The organism is Micromonospora sp. DT178 (genome assembly GCF_049841695.1).
GTDB lineage: Bacteria > Actinomycetota > Actinomycetes > Mycobacteriales > Micromonosporaceae > Micromonospora.
In genome coordinates this window covers 1-233 of the sequence record NZ_JBNCKV010000104.1, presented here as the reverse complement: position 1 = coordinate 233, position 233 = coordinate 1, and the positions used below count along the sequence as shown (strand labels likewise).

General features: G+C 71.2%; 1 protein-coding gene. It reads left to right on the top strand.

All coding sequences use genetic code 11. The annotated features are described in order from the left end of the window. A partial coding sequence (locus ACLQ22_RS32160; RefSeq protein ID WP_425695631.1) for a hypothetical protein occupies positions 1-233 on the top strand: 233 nt, incomplete at both ends.

Here is a 233-nt window from a genome sequence, read left to right as displayed (position 1 = left end):
GGCCGGAGTGTCCTCATTCGGAGTCAGCGGCACCAACGCCCACCTCATCCTCGAAGAAGCCCAACCGCTCCAGATCCCGGAAGAGGCCGAACCGTTCGAGCCGCCGCAGGACACACCAACCGACCCGGCGGGCTCGGGCCAGCAGTCGCCGATGGCGCCGGCCGACGGGGTGGTGCCGTGGCTGCTGTCGGCTAAGACCGAGGTGGCGTTGCGGGCGCAGGCGCAGCGGCTGG